The 23063-nt window shown below is 71.6% G+C and carries 26 protein-coding genes and 1 tRNA gene; 18 read left to right on the top strand and 9 right to left on the bottom strand.

Features of this window, described 5'->3' with window-relative positions:
- Positions 1–24: 24 nt before the first annotated feature.
- Genes LH62_RS14095 through LH62_RS14080 form a run of 4 tightly spaced genes read left to right on the top strand, consistent with a single transcriptional unit; the run spans position 25 to position 3687 of the window.
- The gene (locus tag LH62_RS14095; protein ID WP_043362223.1) at positions 25–597 is read left to right on the top strand and encodes a carboxymuconolactone decarboxylase family protein; all 573 of its coding nucleotides are present in this window, start codon (positions 25–27) and stop codon (positions 595–597) included.
- Positions 598–647: 50 nt separating this feature from the next.
- A complete protein-coding gene (locus LH62_RS14090) occupies positions 648–2639 on the top strand; it encodes an FUSC family protein (protein WP_052214449.1) in 1992 nt (663 codons plus the stop codon).
- Positions 2636–2845, top strand: coding sequence for a DUF1656 domain-containing protein (locus LH62_RS14085; protein ID WP_043362219.1), 210 nt, complete (start codon positions 2636–2638; stop codon positions 2843–2845). Before LH62_RS14090 ends, LH62_RS14085 begins: the two co-directional genes overlap by 4 nt.
- Complete coding sequence (locus LH62_RS14080) at positions 2842–3687, top strand: HlyD family secretion protein (protein WP_043362217.1); 846 nt, start codon at positions 2842–2844, stop codon at positions 3685–3687. Before LH62_RS14085 ends, LH62_RS14080 begins: the two co-directional genes overlap by 4 nt.
- A 4-nt stretch (positions 3688–3691) precedes the next feature.
- Here LH62_RS14080 and LH62_RS14075 read toward each other — a convergent pair.
- Positions 3692–3764 (bottom strand) — tRNA-Ile (locus tag LH62_RS14075).
- Between the two features lie 58 nt (positions 3765–3822).
- Between LH62_RS14075 and LH62_RS14070 the strand changes: the two genes are divergently transcribed.
- The 3 genes from LH62_RS14070 (at position 3823) to LH62_RS14060 (ending at position 6061) form a co-directional block, all read left to right on the top strand.
- Positions 3823–4248 (top strand): CoA-binding protein, encoded by a 426-nt coding sequence (locus LH62_RS14070; protein ID WP_043362215.1) that lies wholly within the window; start codon positions 3823–3825, stop codon positions 4246–4248.
- Positions 4249–4355: 107 nt separating this feature from the next.
- The gene (locus LH62_RS14065) at positions 4356–5156 is read left to right on the top strand and encodes a DUF2076 domain-containing protein (protein WP_043362212.1); all 801 of its coding nucleotides are present in this window, start codon (positions 4356–4358) and stop codon (positions 5154–5156) included.
- Positions 5157–5191: 35 nt separating this feature from the next.
- The gene (locus LH62_RS14060; RefSeq protein WP_043362210.1) at positions 5192–6061 is read left to right on the top strand and encodes a LysR substrate-binding domain-containing protein; all 870 of its coding nucleotides are present in this window, start codon (positions 5192–5194) and stop codon (positions 6059–6061) included.
- 11 nt (positions 6062–6072) lie between these two features.
- Here the strand turns inward: LH62_RS14060 and LH62_RS14055 are convergent, their stop codons facing one another.
- The gene (locus LH62_RS14055; protein WP_052214446.1) at positions 6073–6471 is read right to left on the bottom strand and encodes a DUF350 domain-containing protein; all 399 of its coding nucleotides are present in this window, start codon (positions 6469–6471) and stop codon (positions 6073–6075) included.
- Positions 6468–7718 carry a glutathionylspermidine synthase family protein gene (locus LH62_RS14050; protein WP_236552550.1) on the bottom strand — a complete coding sequence of 417 codons (1251 nt, stop codon included), beginning with the start codon at positions 7716–7718 and terminating at the stop codon, positions 6468–6470. Before LH62_RS14050 ends, LH62_RS14055 begins: the two co-directional genes overlap by 4 nt.
- A gap of 211 nt (positions 7719–7929) precedes the next feature.
- Here LH62_RS14050 and LH62_RS14045 point away from each other — a divergent pair, with 211 nt between their 5' ends.
- Genes LH62_RS14045 through LH62_RS14025 form a run of 5 tightly spaced genes read left to right on the top strand, consistent with a single transcriptional unit; the run spans position 7930 to position 12791 of the window.
- Positions 7930–9165, top strand: coding sequence for an MFS transporter (locus tag LH62_RS14045; protein WP_052214444.1), 1236 nt, complete (start codon positions 7930–7932; stop codon positions 9163–9165).
- A gap of 9 nt (positions 9166–9174) precedes the next feature.
- Entirely contained in the window at positions 9175–9801 is a 627-nt protein-coding gene (locus LH62_RS14040) for a trimeric intracellular cation channel family protein (RefSeq protein ID WP_201445499.1), read from the top strand.
- Positions 9802–9851: 50 nt separating this feature from the next.
- Complete coding sequence (locus LH62_RS14035) at positions 9852–10814, top strand: tripartite tricarboxylate transporter substrate binding protein (RefSeq protein ID WP_043362206.1); 963 nt, start codon at positions 9852–9854, stop codon at positions 10812–10814.
- A gap of 1 nt (position 10815) precedes the next feature.
- Complete coding sequence (locus LH62_RS14030) at positions 10816–11781, top strand: tripartite tricarboxylate transporter substrate binding protein (protein ID WP_052214441.1); 966 nt, start codon at positions 10816–10818, stop codon at positions 11779–11781.
- A gap of 29 nt (positions 11782–11810) precedes the next feature.
- Positions 11811–12791 (top strand): tripartite tricarboxylate transporter substrate binding protein, encoded by a 981-nt coding sequence (locus tag LH62_RS14025; RefSeq protein WP_043362205.1) that lies wholly within the window; start codon positions 11811–11813, stop codon positions 12789–12791.
- Positions 12792–12795: 4 nt separating this feature from the next.
- On the opposite strand, the gene LH62_RS14020 is transcribed toward LH62_RS14025, so the two are convergent.
- From LH62_RS14020 to LH62_RS14000, 5 genes are read right to left on the bottom strand one after another with little or no spacing between them, the layout of a single operon-like run.
- Positions 12796–13638 (bottom strand): (Fe-S)-binding protein, encoded by an 843-nt coding sequence (locus LH62_RS14020; RefSeq protein WP_043362194.1) that lies wholly within the window; start codon positions 13636–13638, stop codon positions 12796–12798.
- A complete protein-coding gene (locus LH62_RS28410) occupies positions 13629–14036 on the bottom strand; it encodes a hypothetical protein (protein WP_052214438.1) in 408 nt (135 codons plus the stop codon). The genes LH62_RS14020 and LH62_RS28410 overlap by 10 nt, the downstream gene beginning before the upstream one ends.
- A gap of 49 nt (positions 14037–14085) precedes the next feature.
- Positions 14086–15393, bottom strand: coding sequence for a dicarboxylate/amino acid:cation symporter (locus LH62_RS14010; protein WP_043362190.1), 1308 nt, complete (start codon positions 15391–15393; stop codon positions 14086–14088).
- A gap of 11 nt (positions 15394–15404) precedes the next feature.
- Complete coding sequence (locus LH62_RS14005; RefSeq protein WP_043362187.1) at positions 15405–16505, bottom strand: alanine racemase; 1101 nt, start codon at positions 16503–16505, stop codon at positions 15405–15407.
- Positions 16502–17638, bottom strand: coding sequence for a pyridoxal-phosphate dependent enzyme (locus tag LH62_RS14000; RefSeq protein WP_043362184.1), 1137 nt, complete (start codon positions 17636–17638; stop codon positions 16502–16504). The genes LH62_RS14005 and LH62_RS14000 overlap by 4 nt, the downstream gene beginning before the upstream one ends.
- Positions 17639–17684: 46 nt before the next feature.
- Between LH62_RS14000 and LH62_RS13995 the strand changes: the two genes are divergently transcribed.
- The gene (locus LH62_RS13995) at positions 17685–18782 is read left to right on the top strand and encodes a M20/M25/M40 family metallo-hydrolase (protein WP_043362182.1); all 1098 of its coding nucleotides are present in this window, start codon (positions 17685–17687) and stop codon (positions 18780–18782) included.
- A gap of 88 nt (positions 18783–18870) precedes the next feature.
- Positions 18871–19473, top strand: coding sequence for a glycine zipper family protein (locus LH62_RS13990; protein ID WP_144404481.1), 603 nt, complete (start codon positions 18871–18873; stop codon positions 19471–19473).
- 4 nt (positions 19474–19477) lie between these two features.
- Here LH62_RS13990 and LH62_RS13985 read toward each other — a convergent pair whose 3' ends face one another.
- Complete coding sequence (locus LH62_RS13985; RefSeq protein WP_043362180.1) at positions 19478–20467, bottom strand: tripartite tricarboxylate transporter substrate binding protein; 990 nt, start codon at positions 20465–20467, stop codon at positions 19478–19480.
- Between the two features lie 147 nt (positions 20468–20614).
- Here LH62_RS13985 and phbB point away from each other — a divergent pair, with 147 nt between their 5' ends.
- From phbB to LH62_RS13960, 4 genes are all read left to right on the top strand, one after another.
- A complete protein-coding gene (gene phbB / locus LH62_RS13980) occupies positions 20615–21337 on the top strand; it encodes an acetoacetyl-CoA reductase (RefSeq protein WP_043362177.1) in 723 nt (240 codons plus the stop codon).
- A gap of 76 nt (positions 21338–21413) precedes the next feature.
- Positions 21414–21656, top strand: coding sequence for a hypothetical protein (locus LH62_RS13975; protein WP_201445498.1), 243 nt, complete (start codon positions 21414–21416; stop codon positions 21654–21656).
- Between the two features lie 69 nt (positions 21657–21725).
- Complete coding sequence (locus LH62_RS29345; protein ID WP_082012565.1) at positions 21726–22376, top strand: YciI family protein; 651 nt, start codon at positions 21726–21728, stop codon at positions 22374–22376.
- The gene (locus LH62_RS13960; RefSeq protein ID WP_043362175.1) at positions 22373–22984 is read left to right on the top strand and encodes a GDSL-type esterase/lipase family protein; all 612 of its coding nucleotides are present in this window, start codon (positions 22373–22375) and stop codon (positions 22982–22984) included. Before LH62_RS29345 ends, LH62_RS13960 begins: the two co-directional genes overlap by 4 nt.
- Positions 22985–23063: the final 79 nt, after the last annotated feature.

The raw sequence follows: 23063 nt of genomic DNA, 5'->3' as shown, positions 1-23063 counted from the left end.
CATCGCAACCGAGAGGATGTCACCATGCGCCTTCCCCTGATCAAGCCCGACGCGCTGACCGAGGAGCAGAAGCCGCTCTATGCCGACATGCGGGCCGGCATCGAGAAGAATTTCAAGGGTTTCGCCACCATCGACGGCGACGGTGCCCTGCTTGGCCCATGGAATCCCTGGCTGCACGAGCCGCAATTCGGCGGGCCGATCTGGGAGCTGACCAAGGCGCTTTCCTTCTCCACCAGCTTGCCGAAGCCGGTGCGGGAAATCGCCATCCTCGTCACCGGCGCGCATTTCCACTCGGCCTACGAAATCTATGCGCATGTCATCGCCGCCGAGCAACGCGGCCTCGCCGACGACACGCTGGCGACCATCGTCGCCGGCCAGCGGCCGGGCGACCTGCCGCGCGACCAGGCCATCGCCTATGACATTGCCTCCGCCTTGGTGAATGGCGGGGTGCTGCCGGCGCTGAGCTACAAGCAGGCCGTGGAGGCGTTCGGCCAGCATGGGGCGGCGGAGCTGATCTATCTGGTCGGGCTCTACTGCATGGTTTCGGTGACGCTGAACGGCTTCGACGTGCCGGTGCCGGAGACGGAGCGGCGCTGAACCGCACCATCCACGCCGCGTTGCCGGCCTGGCAGCGCGGAGGGATGGCATTGGAGCAATGGCTGCCTGGACGGCGGGAGTGGCTGTTCTCCCTCGTCACCTTCGCCGCGGCGGCCCTTGCGCTCTTCATCGCCTTCGGCACCGGGCTGGAGCGGCCCTACTGGGCGGCGACCACCGTCTATGTCACGGCGCAGCCCTCGGCCGGGGCGCTGCGGGCCAAGGGGATCTGGCGGCTCGGCGGGACCTTCGCCGGGGCCGCCTTCGCGGTGCTGGCGGTGCCGAACCTGGTCAATGCGCCGCCGCTGCTGGTGCTCGCCATGGCGCTCTGGGTGGGGGCCTGCCTCGCCGCGGCGCTGCTCGATGCGACGCCGCGCAGCTACGGCTTCATGCTGGCGGGCTATACGGCGGCCATCATCGGCTTCCCGGCGGTGGATGCGCCGGATGCGATCTTCATCACGGCGCTCCTCCGGGTGGAGGAGATCGGGCTCGGCATCGCCTGCGCCTGGGCGCTGCATGCGCTGCTGCTGCCGAACCCGGCAACGCCGCGGCTGCTGCGGCAGCTGGAGGCCTGGACGGCGGCGGTCGCGCGCCTCGCCGCCGATGCCCTGCAGGGTGCGAGCCTCACCGAGGACCGGCGGCGGCTGGCCATTGACGGGACGGCGCTCGACGCGCTGTTCCAGCAGGCGCGCTACGAGGATGGTGGTCGCGCGGCGCTGCGCTGGCTGCCGGTGCTGCGGGGCGAGGCGCGGCGGATGCCGGTGCTGGCGAGCTCGGCGGCCGACCGGGTGGCGGGACTCCGGGCGGCCGATCCGGCCGGCTTTGCGCGGGCCGAGCCGCTGCTGCGGGAGGTGACGGCGGCGATCGGGGCGCGGATCGGCGAGGCCGAACAGCGCTCGCTCGACGAACGGCTTGCCGCGGCGGAACGGGAGGCGGCGGCGGAGGGCGGCTGGCCGGGCCTGCTGCGCGAAGGGCTGCTTGCCCGGCTGCGGGAGCTGCTGGCGACCTGGGTGGCTTGCCAGGCCCATGCGGCGCGCATCGCCTCGCGGCATGCGGGGCGGGTGCCGGCGGCGCCGGCCGGACTGCCGGGCCATGCCGACCCGCTGCTGGTCGGGCTGTCGGGCCTCGCCGCGGCACTTGCCGTCATGCTCTGCTGCACCTTCTGGATCCTCGTCGGCTGGCCTGGCGGGGCGACGGCGGCGATGATGGCGGCGGTCGGGGCGAGCCTCTTCGCCCAGCTGGACGATCCCGCGCCGGCCATCCTGCGCTTCATGGAAGGTACCGCCATCGCCGTGGCGTTGGCGGGCCTGATGCTCTTCGCCGTGCTGCCGATGGTGGACGGCTTCGTGCCGCTCGTGCTCGTGCTGGGGGCGCTCTATCTGCCGGTCGGGGCACTGCTGGCGATGCCCGCCTTCCAGCCGCGGATGGCGCCCGTCGCCATCAACGGCTTCGCGCTGCTGGCCTTGCAATCGACCTACGGGGCCGAGTTCGACAGCTTCCTCGAGGGCGGCATCGCCATGATGCTCGGCTTCGGCGTGGCGCTGACGGTGACGCGGCTGGTGCGCGGGGCGGGCGTCGCCTGGCGGGTGGAGCGGCTGGTGGAGGCCGACCGGCGCGACTTGGTACGGTTGGCCGAGGGGCGGCGGCCAACCGACCTGCGTCGCATCGCGGCCGCCATGCTCGACCGGTTCGAGGCGCTCTCGGCCCGGCTCGGCGCCGCGGATGCGGCGGCGATGGGTCGGCGCGAACTGGCCGAGTTGCGCGCCGCCTTCAACCTGCTGCGGCTGCGCGCGGCGGTGCCGGCGCTGGCGGCGGCGGAGCAGCGGGCAGTGGAGGCGGCGATCGCGGCAACCGCCGGCTCGGTCCGCGGCAGCGTGCCGAAGGATGCAGCGCTGGCGCGGATCGATGCGGCGCTGCTCGCCACCCTCCATCCGGGTGATGCAGCGGCCCGGGCGGCGGCGCTGGCGCTCAGCGGGCTGCGCATGGCGCTGTTCCCGGAGGCGGCGCCGCCGGTGCTGCCGGGGCCGGTGGCGCTGGCGGCATGATCGCGGAACTCGACATCCTCGGCGTCTTCGTCCCGGCGCTGCTCGCCTGGGTGGTGCTGGCGCTGCTGCTGGCGGTGTTGGCCCGGCGCGGACTGCGATGGGCGGGCCTCTACCGGCATGTCTGGCATGCACCGCTCTTCGATGCGGCGCTCTTCCTTGTTCTGCTCGGCGGGATCGTCGCGCTGGCCCATGGGATCGGTTTATGAAGCGCCTTGCCCTGACCCTGCTCGCCGCAGCACTCGCCGGCCTCGTCGGCTGGCAGCTCTGGGACTATTACATTCTCGCGCCCTGGACGCGGGACGGGCGGGTGCGGGCGGATGTGGTCGGCGTCACGCCGGATGTCTCGGGCCTCGTCGCCGCGGTGGCGGTGCAGGACAACCAGGTGGTGGAGCGGGGGGCGCTGCTCTTCGAGATCGACCGGGCGCGCTTCGAGCTGGCGGTGCAGCAGGCGGATGCGGCGGCGCAGTCGCGTTGGGAGGCCTTGCAGCAGTCGCAGCGGGACGCCCGGCGGGTGACGCGGCTCGATCAGAGCGCGGTTTCCGTCCAGACGCAGGAGCGCGCGGTCTCGGACGCCAACCAGGCGGCGGCAGCCTATGCCCAGGCGATCGCCGAGCGGGACGTGGCGCGGCTCAACCTGGAACGGTCGCGGGTCATGGCGCCGGTCAGCGGGACGGTGACCAACCTGGAGCTGCGGCCGGGCGATTACGTCACGGCGGGCCGCGCGGTGCTGGCCCTGGTGGACCGGGACACCATCCGCATCGAGGGGTATTTCGAGGAAACCAAGCTGCCGCGCATCGCCCCCGGCGCCCCGGCGCAGGTGCGGCTGATGGGGGAGCGGGCGGATATCCGCGGCCATGTCGACAGCATCGCCGGCGGCATCGAGGACCGCGACCGGGCGGCAGGCCCCAACCTGCTGGCCAACGTCAACCCGACCTTCAGCTGGGTGCGGCTGGCGCAGCGCGTGCCGGTGCGGATCGCGATCGACAGCGTGCCGCAGGGCGTGCGGCTGTTGCCGGGACGGACGGCCACGGTGAGTATCGGCGAATGAGCGATGGGCCCGGCAGGACTCGAACCTGCAACCAAACCGTTATGAGCGGTCCGCTCTGACCATTGAGCTACAGGCCCTCGCCCGTGCAGGAATGCCGGGCGGCGCGGCGGAAGGCAAGCATCGGAGGCGAGGTCCATGAGCGATGACGAGATCCGCGACATCCTGCTGACCACGAGGCGCATCGCCGTGGTCGGCGCCTCGGCGCGTCCGGAGCGGCCGAGCTACGGCGTCGCCGGCTTCTTGGTCGGGCGCGGCTATGCGGTGACGCCGGTCAATCCCGGCCTCGCCGGCGGGGTCTTGCACGGGGCGGCGGTCGCGCCGAGCCTCGATGCGGCTGGGCCCCTCGACATGGTCGACGTCTTCCGCCGCAGCGAGGAGGCGGGGGCGGTGGTGGACGAGGCGATCCGCCTCGGCGCCCGCAGCGTGTGGTTGCAGCTCGGGGTGCGCGATGACGCGGCTGGGGAGCGGGCGCGGGCGGCCGGGCTGCGCTTCGTGCAGGATCGCTGCCCGGTGATCGAATGGCGGCGGCTTGGGCTGCCCGGGCGCATCGACGCCGCTTGAAACGGTTCGGGTGCCGGACCACTTCGCCGGCTATGGCACCGATGGCCGGACCAGCCCGGCAACAGGGCGGCGGCCGCCGGGAACGGGGCCAGGGAGACACGAGGACCATGAACGACGAGGAACGCCGGATCATCAGCCAGTTCGTGGAGCGGATCGCGGGCGCATCGCCCGCCGCGCCCGCGCCGGGGCCATGGGGCGGCAGCAGCGTGCCGGCGACCCAGTCGCGCCCCCCCCTGCCGCCGGTCGACCGTGAGGCGGATTCGCTGATCAGCGACCTCTTCTCCCGCTATCCGGAGGCGCGCTACCGCATCACCCAGACCGCCTTCGTGCAGGAGGCGGCGCTGGTTGAGGCGCAGAACCGCATCCGCCAGCTGGAATGGGAGGTGCAGAATGCCCGCACCCAGGCCCAGGCGGCGCAGCAGCCGCGCAGCGGTGGGCTGTTCGGCGGCATGTTCGGCGGGGGTGGTGCCAGCCGGCAGTCGCCGCAGATGCCGCCTCCCCCGCAGCCGGTCTATCCGCCGGGCTACAATCCCGGGATGCTGCAGCCGCAGCGCGGGGGCTCCGGCTTCCTCGGCACGGCGCTGACCACGGCGGCGGGCGTGGCCGGCGGCATGGTGGTCGGCAACATGCTGATGAACGCCTTCTCCGGCAGCCATGGGTCGGCGGCGGCGGCCACCGCGTCCGACGCGACCGGGGGCGGTGCCTTCGGGCAGGAAGCGGTGCCGGCCTCCTCCCCCTGGACCGATCCGGGCACGGCGGCGGCCGACCAGGGCTGGGGCAGCGGCGGCGGCCAGGATTATGCCTCCACCCAGGACGCGACCGGCGGCGGCTACGACACGGATACGAGCAACTACGACACCGGCGGCGGCATGGATGATGCCGGCGGCGGCTATGACGAAGAGGTCTGATTGAAGCGGCGCATGGGCTGAGGGAAGCTCCGCCCATGCGCATCCCCGATCTCGATCTCGACCTGCTCCGCTGCTTCGTCGCCGTGGCGGAGCGGGGCGGCTTCACCGCTGCGGGGGCGGCGCTCGGCCTCACCCAATCCGCCGTCAGCCTGAAGGTGAAGCGGCTGGAGGAGGTGGTGCAGCGCCGCGTGCTGGAGCGGACCAGCCGCAGCGTCGTGCTCACGCGCGATGGCGAGACGCTGCTGGCCTATGCGCGGCGCATCCTGGCATTGAACGACGAGGCGGTGCGGCGGATGGTGGCCCCGCCGGTGGCCGGGCGGCTGCGGCTCGGCGTCGCCGATCATTTCGTGCCGCGCAACCTGGCGCCGCTGCTGGCCCGCTTCGCCCGGACCTATCCCGAGGTGGCGCTGGAGGTGGAGGTCGGCCGCAGCCATGAGCTGCGGGCGGCGCAGGAGCGAGGCGCGCTCGACCTGGTGCTCGGCAAAAGGCGCGATGGCGAGACCGAGGGGCGGCCGATCTGGACCGAGGCCGTGGTCTGGGTCGCGGCGCCTGATTGGGCGGCGCCAGCCGGCCGGCCCCTGCCGCTCGCCATGCTACCGCCCGGCTGCATGTTCCGCGACCGGGCCCTGGCGGCGCTGGCGCGGGCGGGAATGGGTTTCGAGGTGGTCTATGTCTCGGCCAGCCTGCTCGGCGTGGCGGCGGCGGCACAGGCCGGCTTCGCGCTGAGCGTGCTGGGGCGGAGCGGGATGCCGCCCGGCCTGGTCGAGGTGCCGGGCCTGCCGGCGCTGGGGACGGCGGAGATGTGCGTCTTCGGCGATGCGGCGGGGCAGAACCCGCTGGCGGAGCCGCTGATGCGATTCATTCGGGAAAGCCTGGACGGGCCAGGGCTGGCAGCGGCGGCTTGAAGGGCCTGTGGCTAGGGGACCATCGCAGCCGCGTTCAGCAGGCCGACCGCGATCGCGACCGCGGCCTTCAGCGCCGCCGTCGCCATCTCTCCGCGCTCGATTGCCGCGCGCCATTCCGGCAGGAGCCAGGCGGTCGCCAGGAAGGCACCGAGCTGGGCGAGCAGGGCGACCACGGCCCAGACCACCGCATCGACCAGCCCGGCCGAATGCGATACCGCCGAGGCGATGGCCAGCGCCACGCCGATCACCGAGCCGCCAAGCGCGACGGCCGCAGGCAGGTTGCCGCGGCGGACAAGCGCCATCTCGTCATGCGGCGTCAGCCTGGTGAAGACCAGGAAGGCGGCGCCGAGCAGCGCCAGCCCGGCCAGGAAATGCGCGAGAAAGGCCGGCAGGGCGGCGAGGCTGGTCATGTGGAGCCTTCGGGCTGGAACCAGTGGGGGACGAAGCGGCTGGTGTCGCGGGTGATGGGCGTCGCATCCTCGCGGATGCCGAGGCCAGCCGGCGCGCCGGCGACGACCCAGCTGCCGAGCACGGGGTAGCGGCCGGCGAAGCAGGGCAGCTCGGCATAGCGCTGCCAGACCCGCGGCTGATCGGCGTATGGGCCGGGTGTCGCCATGCCCGGTGCGGTGATGTTGGCACCCTCGCGGCCCCAGAAGGGCTTGGCGATCTCCGGCCCGCCGCAGCGTCCGGGCTCCAGATGGGCGGGCAACAGGTTGGGATGGTCGGGGAAGAGCGCCCAGAGCAGGGCGAGGAAGGCCTTGCTGCTCGGCATCAGCCGCCAGGCTGGCTCGATCCAGCGGGTCGGGGCGCGGGGGATGTGGGCGCCGAAATCCTCGGCCAGCAGCCAGTCCCAGGGATAGAGCTTGAAGGCTGCCTCGATCGGCCGCTCCCCCGCGTCGCGGAAGCGGCGGCCGTCCCAGCCGATCTCGTCCATGGTCAGCGCCGGGGCGGCGAGGCCGGCCTGGATCGCGGTGTCGCGCAGGTAGTCGAGCGTGCCGCGGTCCTCGACGGAGTCTTTCGCGCAGGCGAAATGCACCCGGGCCGGCAGGCCGAGCCGCGGCCAGCTGGCGATCAGCGCCTCATGCAGGCCGTTGAACTGGTCGAGGGCGGGATCGATGCATTGCAGCCACTCCCATTGCACGACGGCGGCCTCGAACAGGGCGGTCGGGGTGTCGGCATTGTATTCGAGCAGCTTGGGCGGGCCGGTGCCGTCCCAGCGGAGGTCCATCCGGCCGTAGAGGCTCGGCTCGCCGCGGAGCCAGGAGCGTTTGGCGAGCGTCCAGGCGGCTTCCGACAGGCCGAGGGCACGGCCGGTATCCTCCCGCACCACATGCGCGCAGGCGAGGCGGGTGAGGCGCTCGAGCTCGGCCGTCGCCGCCTCCAGCATGTCGATCTCGGCCGCGGTGAAGGCGTAGCAGGCGCTTTCGTCCCAATAGGGCTCGCCCTCGATCTCGGCGAAGGCGAAGCCCATGCGGCGGGCGCGCTCCAACTGGTCCGGGCGCGGGGATTGCTCCAGCCGGCGCATCAGCCGCCCCCGCTGAAATGGCTGGCGGAGCTGCCGAAGCCGCCGCGGGCGCTGGCCGTGGTAGTCGAGCCGCTGCGATGCGAGGATGAGGAGGAAGACGAGGAATGACCGCCGCTCCGCGCGCTGCGGCACAGCTCCTCGGCATTGGGAAGGCCCTGGGCGCGGGCCTCGCGGCACTGCTCCGAGGTGTTATCGCACTGGCTGAAGCCGAAGGCGATGCCTCCGCCCAGCAGGACGAGGCCAATCCCGGTTGCACGCCGCATGGCGGAAGGCTAACCCGGATCGGCCGGACACTGCCAGCGCCGGCCGGAACGGCGCGGCGACACTTGATCGGGGCCTGCCCATGAGCCGCCTGCCTGAACCCGAAGCCGGCGCCGCCGGCGGCCGAGACATGCGCATCGTCGCGCTGATCGGCACCGGGCATTTCCTGTCGCATTTCTACATGCTCTGCCTGCCGCCGCTCTTCCTCGTCTGGCGGGAGGAATTCGGCGTGTCCTACGCCATGCTCGGCCTCTCGGTCGCGCTGATGAGCGCGACGACGGCCGTGCTGCAAACGCCGGTCGGCTTCTGGGTGGACCGCTGGGGGGCGAGGCCCTTCCTCATCGGCGGGACGCTGCTGATGGCGCTCTCCGTCTCCGCCATGGCCTTCGCGCCGGCCTTCTGGATGATCCTGCCGCTGGCCGTGCTGTCGGGCATCGGCAATAGTGTGATTCACCCGGCGGACTACGCCATCCTGACGGGCAGCGTGAACAAGTCCTTCATGGGGCGGGCCTTCGCGCTGCATACCTTTACCGGCAACCTTGGCTTCGCCCTCGCGCCGCCGGTCATCGCCCTGCTGCTCGGGGTGACGAATTGGCGAGGGGCGCTGCTGACCGTCGGCCTGCTCGGCGTGCCGGTGGTGGCGGCCATCCTGTTGCAGAGCGGCGTGCTGCGCGATCAGGCGAAGCCGGCCAAGGCGGAGGCGGCGCTCTCGAGCCGCGAGGTGCTGCTATCGCGGCCGATGCTGCTGTTCTTCGCCTTCTTCCTGCTGTCCTCCATGGCCGGCTCCGGCGTGCAGGCCTGGCTGGTGACGGTGCTCGGCAAGCTCTGGGGGACGCCGGTGCTGGTCGCCTCCAGCGCGCTCACCGGCTACATGGTGGGCGCGACCTGCGGCACGCTGGTCGGCGGCTGGATCGCCGACACGTCGAAGCGCAACCTGCTCGGCATGGTGACGGTGCTGACCCTCGTCGCCATGGCGCTGCTGCTCTCCCTCGGCACCGTGCCGATGCCGGAGGCGCTGCTGCCGGTGGTCGCGGTGGTGGCCGGGCTGGCACTCGGCACCTCGCGCACCCCGCGCGACGTGATGCTGAAGGACGCCTGCCCGCCGGGGCAGGTCGGCAAGGTCTTCGGCTTCGTCTCGGCCGGGCTGCCGCTAGGCTCGGCCATCACGCCGGTGCCGATGGGGATGCTGATCGACTTCGGCCATCCTGGGCTGGTGCTGCCGGTGGTCGCCGGGCTGCTCGGCCTGTCGCTGCTCTGCGCGGGGAGCGCGAAGGGGAGCGCCGCCGCGGCACGCGCCGAGGTGCTGCCGGCGGAATAGACGCGCGCCGTGATCGGCTTCGAGACCCTGCTGCGCTGGCTCGATCTCGCCGGCATCGCGGTCTTCGCCGCCTCGGGGGCGCTGGTCGCCTCGCGCAAGCAGTTGGACCTGGTGGGTTTCATGCTCATCGCCGCCGTCACCGGCTTCGGCGGCGGCACGGTGCGGGACCTGCTGATGGGCCGCACCCCGGTCTTCTGGCTGCGCGACCCGGCGCTGCTCGCGGTCGCCAGCGCCGTCGGCGTGCTGGTCTTCTTCACGGCGCACCGGATCGAGAACCGCTTCCGCGCCCTGCTCTGGGCGGATGCGGTGGGCCTCGCGCTCTACGCCGTACTCGGGGCGGAGATCGCGCTGGTCGGCGGCGTCGCTCCTTGGGCGGCGGTGCTGCTCGGCGTCGCCACGGCGACCTTCGGTGGCGTGCTGCGGGACGTGATCTGCAACGAGATCCCGCTGCTGCTGCGCAAGGAGGTCTATGCGCTGGCCGCGCTCGCCGGCGCCGCGGCCTTCGTGCTGCTGCGGATGCACGGCATATGGCGGGATACGGCGCTGCTGGCCGGCATGGCGCTCTGCTTCGCCATTCGTGCTGCCGCCATTGCCCGCGGATGGTCGCTGCCGGCCTATGTGGCGCGGCGGGATTGAACGGGCGGCGAAGCTCGGCCACTCTGCCTCCAAAAGATGGAGGGATCGCCATGTATCGCCGGAAGCTGCCCGCACTCGGGGCTGCGCTGCTCGCCGCGCCCGCGCTGGCGCAGGGCGCCTATCCGGACCGGCCGATCCGCTTCATCGTTCCCTTCCCCGCCGGCGGAGCGACCGATATCTGGTCGCGCCTGACCGCCGAGGCGATGGGCGCCGACCTTGGCCAGCCCATCGTCATCGAGAACCGCAGCGGTGCGGGCGGCATGCTCGGTGCCGAATACGTGGCGAAAGGCGCCACGGATGGCTACACGCTGCTCTTCACCATCAGCCCGCTGATCCAGTCGCCGGTTGTGTTCCGCCGCTGGCCCTACCAGCCGCTCGAGGATTTCGCGCCGATCGGCAAGATGGGCACGACGCCCCTGCCCTTCTGCATCCGGCCGGAGATCCCGGCAGCGACGCTCGCCGAATTCGTCGCCTATGCGCGCGGCAAGGATCTCTCTTTCGGCTCCTACGCCACCGGCTCATCGGGCCATGCCTTCGCCCAGCTCTTCTCCGATGTGGAGAAGCTCGGCATGACGCATGTCGCCTATCGCGGCGAGGCGCCGATGCTGACGGACATCCTCGGCGGGCGCATCCAGTGCGGCTTCCACAGCATGACGGCGGCGGGGGATTATATCCGCTCCGGCCGGCTGCGGCCGCTGGCGACGCTCGGGCGGCGGCGCATCCCATCCATGCCCGACCTGCCGAGCTTCATCGACCTCGGCTATCCGGAGGCCTTCGGCAATTCCGGCTTCATCGGCTTGTTCGCCCCGGCGCGGGTGGCGCCGCCGGTCCTGGCGCGGCTGGCGGAGAGCTTCGCCGGGGCGATGCGGAACGAGGCCGTGCTGCGCCGGCTGCTGGAGATCGACACCATCCCCGGCTACCTGCCGCCGGCCGAATTCAAGGCGGAGATGACGATGCAGCTCCGGCAATGGACGGAGCTGGCGACGTCGATGAACCTCAGCGTGGATGGTTGACATGATCCATAGGCGCACCCTGGCCGGCCTGCTGGCCCTGCCCGCCCTCGCCCATGCGCAGGGCGGCTACCCCGACCGGCCAATCCGCTTCCTCGTCCCCTTCCCGCCCGGCGGCGGCACCGATACCTGGGCGCGAATCGCGGCCGAGGGGATGCAGGCCGAGCTCGGCCAGCCCATCGTCATCGAGAACCGCGGCGGCGGCGGCGGGCTGATCGGCACCGAGGTTGCGGCCAAGGCGCCGGCGGATGGCTATACGCTGCTCTTCACCATCACCACCCATGTGCAGACTCCGGTGGTGATGCGGCGCTTCCCCTACGACCCGGTCGCGGATTTCGCGCCGATCGGGCGGCTCGGAACGACCTCGATCCTATTCTGCGTCGGGCCGAAGGTGCCGGCCGAAGTCCGGACCATGGCGCAGTTCACCGATTGGGGGCGCGGGCGCGACCTTTCCTTCGGCTCCTATGCACCGGGCAGCACCGGCCACGCCTTCGCCCTGATGCTGGCGGAGGAGGCGAAGCTCGAGATGACGCATGTCTCCTATCGCGGCGAGACGCCGATGCTGCAGGACATGCTGGGCGGCAACATCCATGGTGGCTTCCACAGCATGGCGGCGGCCGGCGAGATGATGAAGGCCGGGCGCATCCGGGCGCTGGCCGCGAGCGGTGACCGCCGCGTCCCCTCCATGCCCGATGTGCCGAACCTGAAGGAGCTGGGCTTCTCCAGCCGCTTCAGCTTCAGCGGCTTCTCCGGCCTGCTGGCGCCGGCGCGGACGCCGCAGCCGGTGCTCGACCGGCTGACCGAGGCCTTGCGGGTGACCGCCATGAAGCCCGAGACGCATCAGAGGCTGCTGGCGATCGACACCATCCCAAGCTACCAGGACCCGGCTGCCTTCCGGGCCCAGATCGCGCGCAACCTGCGGGAATGGACAGAGATCGCCGAGCGGCTGAACCTCAGTATCGAGGGCTGAGCTTCGGGACGATCCCAAGGGAGGGGGCCATGACGGTGCGGATCGGACGGCGTGGAGTGCTCGGGGGGCTGGCCGCGGCGCTGGCCGGCAATGCGGCGGCGCAAGAATCCTGGCCGGCGCGGCCGGTGCGCATCATCGTGCCCTTCCCCGCCGGGGGCACCACGGATTTGCTGGCGCGGCTCTATGCCCAGCGGCTGACCGAGACGCTCGGGCAATCCGTGGTGGTCGAGAACCGTGGCGGCGGCGGCGGCTCGATCGGGGCGGATGTGGTGGCGAAGGCCGCGCCCGATGGCCATACGCTGCTGTTCCACAACCTGACCTTCTGCACGACGACGGCGGCGCTGGAATTCGCCGGCCGCGCGCCGCACCGGATCGAGCAGGATTTCGCGCCGGTCTCGATGGGCGCCAACGTGCCGATGATGCTGCTGGTGAACCCCTCGGTGCCGGCGCGCGACCTGCGCGAGTTCGTCGCGGTGGCGAAGGAGCGGGGCAACCTGTTCTACGGCTCCACCGGGCCCGGCAGCACCATCAACCTGGTGGGCGAGGTGCTGAAGCGCGATGCCGGCATCCGCATGGACCACATCCCCTTCCGGGGCGCGGCGCCGCTGGTGCAGGACCTGTTGGCGGGACGAATTCAGTTCGGCGGCGACCAGCTGTCCTCCTCGCTGGCGAATATCCGGGCCGGGGTGCTGCGCCCGGTCGCCACCCTCGCCGCCCAGCGCGCCAGCGCATTGCCGGAGGTGCCGACGGCGCGCGAGCAGGGCTATCCGAGCATCGAGCTGCTGGGCTGGAACGGGTTCTTCGCCCCGGCAGGCACGCCGGCGCCGATCCTGGCGCGGCTGCAGCAGGAAGTCGCCGCCGCCGCGCGGCATCCGGAGGTAGCACGCCGCATCGCCGATCTGGGGGCGGAGCCGGGCGGCAATTCGGCCGAGGAATTCGGCGCCGCCGTGCGGGCCCAGCTGGCCCAGGTCCGGCCGCTCGTAGCGGAGCTGCGGATGCAGGTGGAGTAGCGGCTCAGATCGCGGGCGGCTTGCGCAGCTCCGGCTCCACCAGCCGGGTGAAGGGTACCTCGCCCGCGGCCTCGACCAGCGTCTCGCCGAGGGCGGCGCGTGGGTCGGCGGCATTGCGCATCGCCTTGTAGCCATCCTCCGCCTCCCAGCCGGCGCTCCAGGCGAGGAGGTGGATCCAGTTCACCACCCTGACCGGGTGGTTCCGCTCCAGCGCCACGCATTCCCGGTGGCAGGAATGGAAGATGGTGCAGAGCGTGTCGGCGCCCGTCTCCGCCATGGCGGCGAGCGTCGCGCGCTGCGCATCGGCCAGCGCGCCGGGGACGGCGGCGAGGGAGGAGCACATGTGGCCCGGCACGCGGCACCGGTGCTCGGCCAGATCGAGCCCGGGGATGAGGCGAAGCAGGTCCGGCACCAGCGCGTTCACCGGCACGCGGCCGTCGAAGCCGAGATGGGCATGCAGCAGCACCCGCGCCGGGACGGGGCGCGTGAGCAGAGGGCGGAGCGCATCGCGCCGGGCATGAAGCACCTCCGTCACATGCACGGTCTCGAAATTCGCGGGCGTCACCGGCGCCATGCTGTCCTGCATGTTCATGTGGCAGGACGGGCACCAGGTGACGACGGTGCCGCGGCCTGTCGCGTTGAAGGCCTCTATGGTGCGGCGGGCCATGCCCTCGTTGATGCGGGCATTGGCATCCTTCGGGCTGCCGCAGCAGGAGGCGGGGCCGCCGCGCGGCGCGGCCTCGACGCCGACGGCTTGCAGCAGGCGCGAGGTGGCGCGGATGACCTCGCCATGGCGGGTCATGTTGCAGCCATACCAGAAGATGGCTTTATGGCCGCCTACAGCCATTCGCGCCGCTCCTCCTCGGTCAGGGTGAGGCGCGCGAAGGCCTTCACCTTGGGTGAGAACTGCGTGTCCTCCTTCACCTCGATCAGCGGCGCGTCGCCGAGGGCACCCTTGGCCCGCCAGGTGGCGAGGCGGAGCATGAAGGCGGGATCGATCCTCTCGCGGCAGGCGGGGGTGCAGACGCCGCTGCGGGTGCAGGCGGCGATCCAGGCGCGGGCCTCGGGGGTGCCGGGGCCGGCGAGGAGCACGTCGCGCAGGCCGGTGGCGACGGCGACCGGCCCCGCCTCCGCGACACCCGGGGCATAGGGCGTCATCGGGCAAGCCGTGACGCAATCGCCGCAGGCGGTGCAGAGCGCGGCGAGGCGGGCGCTCTCGGAGCGGATGCGGTCGGCGAGGCTCATGCGGGGCACCTCCGGGCGAAGCCTCGCCCGGCGCGCTGCCGCCTGCAAGCTATTCCGCCGGTACGCGGACGGGCTCGGCGTCCTCCAGCGCATGGGTGCCGGGGCCGCGGGCCAGCTCGGCGCGGAGCTGGGCCGTGTCCAGCTCGCCCTCCCAGCGGCTGACGGCGACGCAGGCGACGCCGTTGCCGATCAGGTTGGTCAGCGCGCGGCACTCGCTCATGAACTTGTCGATGCCGACGAGGACGGCGAGCGCCGTGATCGGGATGTCGGGGATGACGGAGAGCGTCGCCGCCAGCGTCACGAAGCCCGCGCCGGTGACACCCGAGGCGCCTTTCGAGGTCAGCATGGCGACCAGCAGGATGGTGAGCTCCTGCCCCAGCGTCAGCGGCGTGTTCGTCGCATAGGCGAGGAACATCGTCGCCAGCGTCATGTAGATGTTGGTGCCGTCGAGGTTGAAGCTGTAGCCGAGCGGCACGGTGAGCCCCACCACATTGGGCGAGCAGCCGAGGCGCCGGAGCTTCTGCATGATCTGCGGCAGCACGCTCTCGCTGCTGGAGGTGCCGAGGACGATCAGCAGCTCCTCGCGGATATAGGCGACGAAGCGGATGATGGAGAAGCCGCAGAAGCGGGCGATGCTGCCGAGCACCAGCAGCACGAAAAGGATGGAGGTGAGGTAGAAGGTCGCCACCAGCTCCCCGAGGCGGATCAGCGAGCCGAAGCCATAGGCGCCGATGGTGAAGGCCATGGCGCCGAAGGCCCCGACGGGCGCCGCCCGCACCACGATCTTGACCACGCCGAAGAAGATGGCGCTGAGGCTGTCGACGGCATGGCTCGCGGCATCCCGCGCGCGCTCGGGCAGGGCGTTGATGGCGAAGCCGGTCAGCACGGCGAGGAAGAGCACCTGCAACAGGTCGCCGCCGGCGAAGGCGCCGATGAAGGTGTCCGGGATGATGTGCATGAAGTGGTCGGTCACGCTGTCCGACTGCGCGCGCTGGGCGTAACCCTGCACCGCCTTCGCATCGAGCTGGCTCGGGTCGATGTTGAAGCCCGAGCCGGTCTGGAAGAGTTTGGCGACGATCAGCCCGAGGGCGAGGGCGAAGGTGGAGACCACTTCGAAATAGACGAGCGCCTTGACACCGACGCGGCCGATGCGCCCGGCGTCCTTCACGCTGGCGATGCCGTGGACCACGGTGAGGAAGACGACCGGGGCGATCACCATCTTGATCAGCTTGATGAAGCCGTCGCCGAGCGGCTTCAGCGCCGCGCCGGTCTCGGGCCAGATCGCGCCGAGGGTGACGCCGATGACGATGGCGACCAGCACCTGGACATAGAGCAGGGAAAGCCAGCGCCTCGCCATCTTGCGTTTCCTTACCAGCCGTTCACCCGGTCCCAGACCGCGATCACCCGCTCGTCGCCGTCCACCACGTGGTAGCGGTCATGCGCCGCGGCGGTGAGGCAGCAATGGTTGGGCGCCACGCGGAGCCGCGTGCCGAGGGGCAACGCTGGCATCGGCGCCCCGTTGCGGACTTCGCCATGCTCCTGATAGGCGCGGGCGATGATGGCCTCGCCGAGGCTCGGCCGGCCGAGCTGGTCGAGCACCAGTCCGAAGCCGTATTCGCGCGGTGCCGCCTGGGTGCTGCGGTCCTTGGAAAGGGCCAGCGCCCCGGCATCCAGCAGCAGCGTGTTGCGCACAGCGCTGCGGCCGATGACGGAGGCGAGAACGGTGAGCGCGATGTCGCCGACCGCATGGGTGCCGAGCTGGGCCTGGAACAGGTCGCCGAACATGTAGACCCCGGCGCGGACATCGGTGACGCCGTCCATCCGCCTCGCATGCAGCGCGGTGGGCGAGGAGCCGAGCGAGACGATCGGGACGGGCAGCCCCGCCGCACGCAACCGGCCGGCAGCTGTGGTGATGCCGGCCCGCTCCGCTTCCGCCACGGCGGCCATGTCCTCGGGCGAGCGGCCGTTGTAGCTGTGGCCGGAATGGCTGAGCACGCCGGCGAGGCGCGGGCCGAGCGCGGCGCCGATCGCCTCCAGCAGCGGGTCCTCGGGCGCGATGCCGCCGCGGCCCTCGCCGACATCCACCTCGATCAGCGCCTCGACGGGGCCGGGATGGAGCGCGATGGCGCGGGCCACGTCTAGGTCGTCAGTGATGACCTTCACTGCGGCGCCGGCCTCGTTCAGCGCGGCGACGGCGTCGAGTTTCGCCGGCACGATGCCGACGGCATAGATCTGGTCGCGCCAGCCGGCCTCGGCGAAGTAGCGCGCCTCGGCGAGGGTGCTGACCGTGACCGGGCCGAAATCCGGCGAGGCGAGGCGGGCGACCTCGCGGCTCTTGGCGGTCTTGAGATGCGGGCGGAGGACGAGGCCCGGATGGCGCGCAACGGCCGCCTGCATGGCGGCGAGGTTCCGCTTCAGCAGGCCGATATCGAGAACGAGGCAGGGGGTCGGCAGGTCGTCGAGGGTCACAGCGCCACTCCCATCAACTCGGCGATCCGGGGCGTCGCCTTCAGCCCGGTACCGGTCAGCACCACCACGGTCCGCTCGGCCGGGCGGATCGTCCCCGCTTCCAGCAGCTTGGCGAAGGCCGCCGCCGCCTGGGCGCAGGTCGGCTCGACATAGATGCCGGTGCGGGCGAGGTCGAGCGTCGCGGCGGCGATGGCCTCTTCGCTCAGCATCACCGCGCCGCCCTGGGTCTGGCGCAGCACGCCGATGCATTCCGGCAGCCGCAGCGGGGCCGCGATCGCCGTGCCCTCGGCGATGGTCGGCTGCGCCGGCTCCGGGTCGAGGTCGAGGAAGGCGCGGGCGATGGGCGCGCAATTCGCCGGCTGCGCGGCGAAAATGCGCGGCAGCTGGTCGATGCTGCCGGCGCGCAGCAACTCGCTGAAGCCGATGGCGCAGCCGAGGACATTGGAGCCGGCGCCGCAGGGGATGATGACGTTGTCCGGCGCCCGGAAGCCAAGGTCCTCCCACAGCTCATAGGCGAGGGTCTTGGTGCCTTGGAGGAAGTAGGGATGCCAGTTGTGGCTGGCGTAGAAGATCCTGCTGGCCTCCCGCAGCGCGGCATCGGCGCAGTCCTGCCGGCTGCCGGGGACCAGCTCGATCTCGGCGCCGGCGGCGCGGCTTTGCACCGTCTTGGCCGGCGAGGTGCTGGCGGGGACCATGATCTTGGCCTGCATCCCGCCCGCCGCGGCATAGGCGGCGATGGCGGCGCCACCATTGCCGCTGCTGTCCTCCAGCACGGCCTGCACGCCCTCGGCGCGCAGCAGGGAAAGCATCACCGAGGCGCCGCGGTCCTTGAAGCTGCCGGTCGGCATGAACCATTCGCATTTCAGCAGCGCCGTTGCCCCGCTGATGGCGCGGGGGATGAGGGGGGTACAGCCCTCGCCCATGGTGATGGGGTCTCCTTGCAACGGCGGCAGGGCGGCGCGGTAGCGCCAGAGGCTGCGGGTGCCGGCCTCCACCTGCTCGCGGCCGATGCCCGGCAGGTCGGTGAGGAGCAGGGGTTCGCGGTTGTCGCCGCACCAGCGGGGGGCGCCGAGCGGCCAGGTGCGGCCGGTGCGCGGGTCGAGATAGGCCAGGGCTTCGGTGGGGGCTTCCATGGGCGGAGACTTGCCCTTTCGTTCGTCCGCGGCAAGGCTCGGCGGCATGGATAGCCTGCACCGCCTCGCCGCCGACCTCGTTGCCATCGACAGCCGCTCCGCGGTGTCGAACCTTGCCATCGCCGAACGGATCGAGGCGGAGTTGGGCGGGTTCGAGGTCGAGCGGCTGGATTACACCGATGCCGCGGGGGTGGCGAAGCGGGCGCTTGTCGCCCATCGCGGGCCGCCGGGGGGCCTCGCCCTCTCCGGCCATATGGATACGGTGCCGGAGACGGGCTGGACGGAGGACCCCTGGGCGCCACGGATCGAAGACGGCGTGCTGCATGGGCTCGGCAGCGTCGACATGAAGGGCGCGGTGGCGGCCTGCATTCTGGCGGCCCGGGCGGTGCCGGAGGGCGTGCCGGCGACGCTCCTCATCACCACCGACGAGGAGACGACCAAGGCCGGGGCGCGGGCGGTGGCCGGCAGTGCGCTGGCGCGGTCGCTCGGTCTCAGGGGGATCGTCGTCGCGGAGCCGACGGGCCTCGTGCCGGTGCGGGGGCATCGCTCCTCGGTCAACATCACCGCCCGGGCGCATGGGGTGCAGGCGCATTCCTCCGGCGCGGCGGGGCGCAACGCGAACTGGGCGCTGATCCCCTTCCTCGCCGAGATGCGGGCGATTCATCTGCGGCTCAGGGAGGACCCTGCCTTGCAGGATGCGACCTATGATCCGCCCTTCACCGACTTCAACCTGGTGATCGACAACCACGGCACGGCGGTGAACGTGACGGTGCCGCTGGCCACCTGCCGCATCAAGTTCCGCGCCAGCCGCAGCCTGGACCGGGAGCCGATCCTCGCCGAGATCTGCGCGGCGGCGGAGCGGGCGGGGGTGGAGCTTGCCATCGCGGCCGAGGGGTCGCCGCCGGAGCTGGCCGAGGACCATCCGCTGGTGCGGCAGGCGGTGCGGCTGGCCGGCCAGCCGGCGCGCACGGCGGCCTTCGGGACGGACGCCTCGGAACTGCAGGCTCTCGCCCCCTGCGTCGTGCTCGGGCCGGGCGCGATCGGCTCGGCGCATACGCCGCGGGAATGCGTGGAGCTGGCGGCGCTGGAGGCGGCGGTGCCGCTCTTCGCCCGGTTGCTCACCGAGGGTTCACGAGGGTCTTAACGCCTTGAAATGTAACGAACGGTGCGGCAATCCGGCGGCCGCTCCATATATCTGAACCAATGGTCCCTGCTGAAGAAGACGAGCCACGATGAGCCCCGCACGCGCCAGCCTCGCGCTGATCCTCCCGCTCTCCCTCGCCGCCTGCGCGGTGGCGCCGCCGAGCGGGCCAAGCCTCTATGCCATGCCGGCCAAGGGCAAGGATCTGGCCCAGTTCCAGAACGAGGATATCGGCTGCCGGAACTACGCCCAGGCTTCGATCGGTGGCGCCACGCCGGCCCAGGCGGCGAACCAGTCGGCCGTCGGCAGCGCCGCGGTCGGCACGGCGCTCGGCGCCGCGGCGGGGGCGCTGATCGGCTCGGCGGGCGGGGCGGCGGGAGCCGGGGCGGCGATCGGTGCCGGGGCCGGGCTGCTCACCGGCTCCGCGGTCGGCGCCAACAATGCGCAGGCCTCGTCAGGCAACCTGCAAGGGCGTTACGACACGGCCTACGCCCAATGCATGACCAGTGCCGGCAACACGATGCAGGCGCCGCAGCCGGCCATCACCGCCTATTCCGTGCCGGCCTATGGCTATGGCTATGCCGTGCCCTACGCCTACCCAGCCTATCCCTATTACTGGGGGCCGAGCGTATCCTTCGGCTTCTATGGTGGGCGTGGCTATTACGGCCGGCCCTGGGGCTGGCGGCGCTGGTAGGCGCCTATTCGAGCTGGAGGTTCAGCTCCTTCACCTTGCGGGCCCAGTAATCGCTCTCGGTGCGGACTGCAGCGGCGAAGGCGGCGCGAGGGCGGTCCGGTGCGGGCTCCAGCCCGTCATGCGCCAGGCGCTCCGCGAATTTCGGTGTGGCGGCGGCGCGGCGGGCGGCGGCTTCCATGCGGCTCATCAGCTCCGCCGGCGTGGCGGCCGGGGCGAAGACGCCGTGCCAGCCGGCGATGACCGCATTGGGCAGGCCCGCCTCCGTCAGGGTCGGCATATCCGGCAGGGCGGCGATGCGGCGCTCGCCGGTCACGGCGATGGCGCGCAGCTTGCCCTCCCGCACCATGGCCAGCGCCGGCGGGGGCGAGGAGAAATTCATCGTCACGCGCCCGGCCACCACGTCGAGCAGGGCGGGGGCGGTGCCGCGATAGGGGACGTGCTCCATCTCCACCTTCGCCGCCTCGGAGAACAGCACCCCGGCCAGGTGGTTGGCATTGCCGATGCCGCCCGAGGAATAGGTCAGCTCCCCCTTCGGCCGGCCGCGGATGAAGGCAAGCAGCTCCGGCAGGGTCTTCGCCGGCACGTCCGGATGCACCACCAGTACATACTGGTAGGAGGACACCTGCGCCACCGGTTGCAGCGCGGTGGCGAGGTCGAGGCGCTCGCCCTTCTGCAGATGCGGGTTGACGACGATGTTGGTGGAGACTGCGAAGAGCAGCGTCGTCCCGTCCGGCCTCGAGCGCGCGACGCTGACCGAGCCGACCTGGCCGGCCGCGCCGCCGCGGTTGTCGACCACCACGGTCTGGCCGATCTCCGGGGCGAAGATCTGGGCGAACTCCCGGGCGGTGATGTCGGTGCCGCCGCCGGCCGCATAGGGCACGACGACGGTGACCGCGCGCCCCGCCTGGGCACGGGCAGGGTGGACGAGGGCGGGGCGGATCAGGCCGGCAGCGCCGAGGCCGAGGAGTAGGCTCCGGCGGACAGGGAGGGTCATGGCGGGCTTCCCGGGCAGTTCGCGCATGCATGGCCTAGACCCGCCAGACGGCCGGGGCAATACCGGCCTCGTTGCATCATTGGTGCTTGATCCTTCGCCGCTTTCCGCGTTGACCTAGGGGCGCAAGCAAACACAGGGAGAAAGTTCATGGCACGGGTCGCACTGGTCACCGGCGGGCAACGCGGCATCGGCGCCGCAATCAGCGAGGGGCTGAAGGCCGCCGGCCGCACGGTGGTCGCCAGCTATGCGGGGAATGACGCGGCGGCGGCCGCCTTCACCGAGCGCACCGGCATCCCCTGCTACAAGTTCGACGTTTCGGACTTCACCTCCTGCGCCGAAGCGGTGGAAAAGATCGAGGCCGAAGTGGGGCCGGTCGACATCCTGGTGAACAATGCCGGCATCACCCGCGACGGCACGATGAAGCGCATGACCCGCGAGATGTGGGACAGCGTCATCGATACCAATCTCGGCTCCTGCTACAACATGGCGAAGCTGGTCTGGGACGGGATGTCGGCGCGGAAATTCGGGCGCATCGTCAATATCGGCTCGATCAACGGCCAGGCCGGGCAGTACGGCCAGGTAAACTACGCTGCGGCCAAGTCCGGCATCCATGGCTTCACCAAGGCCCTGGCGCAGGAGGGGGCGCGGCTCTCCATCACCGTCAACGCCATCGCGCCAGGCTATGTCGACACCGAGATGGTGCGCGCGGTGCCGGCCGATGTGCTCGAGAAGATCATCGCCCGCATCCCGCGCGGGCGGCTCGGCACGGCGGAGGACATCGCCCGCGGCGTCGTCTTCCTGACCGGGGACGATGCGGATTTCATCACCGGCTCGACGCTCTCCATCAACGGTGGCCAGCACATGTACTGAGGCGTGGCGTCCGGCGGCGGGGAACAGCATCCGCCGCCGGCCGTTCAGGGCATCTTCTGGACAAGGGGAGATGCCAGTGAGCAGCAAGCACAATATCGGTTCCGACAATCCCGGCGACGGCCGCAGCGTCGACACGCCGCGCCCGCCCGACGACCTGGAGCGCAACCCCGGCATCGGCACTTCCAAGGGCATTTTTTCCCGCACCGGCGTCGACCCGGAGGTGATCGAGGGCGAAAACACCATCGAGGGCGATGTGCTGAACGATGTCAGCCCCTCCGGCGCCGTCACGCCGAACCGTGTGGGGCGCACCAACAAGTAGCACCCCGGCCAATAGCACTCTGGTCTTCCCGCGCCCCGCACGCCATCCTCGGCGCGGGAGGATTCCGGTATGGGTTACGCAGTCCTGGCTTTCGACGGCGATGACGAGGGCGCATCCGCCCGGCGCATGGCCGTGCGGGACCGGCATCTCGATGTGGTTACGGCCTGGGCGGCGGATGGGCGGCTGGCGCTCGGCGTACCGCTCTTCACCGCCGCGGGGCGGGCCGCCGGCTCGCTGATGGTGCTGGACGTGCCGGACCGGGCGGGGCTCGATGCCTATCTTGCCGCCGAGCCCTTCAACCACGAGGGCGTGTGGCAGAAGGTGGAAACCTATCCTTTTCGCATCGCTCCCCTGCCCTACCGGCCGCTGCCGCAGCCCGGCGCGCCGATCGCCAGCGCCCCCACCCATATGGTCATCCTCGCCATGGACGGGCGGGACGCAGGGGCGGAGCAGCGGCGCCTCGCCGTGCGCGGCGCGCATATGGAGCGGGTTCGGCCGATGGCGGAGGATGGAACGCTCGCCATGGGGGGCGCCATCCTCGATGCACCGGAGGGGCGGATGATCGGCTCCATCGCCGTCATCGCCAGGGCGGACGAGGCCTCGGCCCGCGCCTGGCTGGCGGAGGATCCCTATGTCACCGGCGGCGTGTGGCAGGACATCGCCCTCCACCCGACGCGCTTCGCGCCGCTGCCCTACCGGAAGCTGCCAGGCGCGGCATGAGCCACGACCTCCGCATCTGCTTCGTCGGTGACAGCTTCACCGCCGGTGCCGGCGACGAGACGGCGCTCGGCTATGTCGGGCGCATCACCGCCGCGGCCTGGGGACGCGGCGTTGCGACGACCTCCTACAACCTCGGCATCCGCCGCGACACCAGCGCCGACATCCGCCGCCGGGCCGAGGCGGAAGTGCTGGCCCGGCTGCTCGCCGCCAGCGGCGACACCCATGCAGTGGTGTTCTGCTTCGGCGCCAATGACGTGACCTTCGAGGACGGCATGCCGCGGGTGCCGCTGGAGGCGACGCTCGACAATGCCGCGGCGATGCTTGGCTGGTCGGCGGCGCGATGGACGACGCTGATGTTGGGCCCGCCGCCGGCGCTGCACGATGCCGGGCATGATGCGCGCACCGCCGCCCTCTCGCCCGAGCTCGCGGCGGTGGCGGCGGCGGTGCAGGCGCCCTTCCTGCCGCTACATGGGCCGCTCTCGGCGAACGGCGCCTGGCGGCACGGCGCGGCGAAGGGCGACGGCATCCACCCCGACAGCGCCGGCTACGCCGCCATGGCGGCGCTGATCGAGTCCTGGGAGCCCTGGCGAAGGCTGACCGGCGGCTAGGGCGGCGCCACGGCGAGCGAATGCCTCCGGCCGGATGAAGCGATGTGATCGGAGCTGGCTCCGCCTCACCGAGAGGATA

The sequence above is a fragment of the Belnapia sp. F-4-1 genome (genome assembly GCF_000802185.1).
GTDB lineage: Bacteria > Pseudomonadota > Alphaproteobacteria > Acetobacterales > Acetobacteraceae > Belnapia.
Note: the sequence above shows the minus strand (reverse complement) of the source record. Positions and strands in the feature narration are given on the sequence as shown.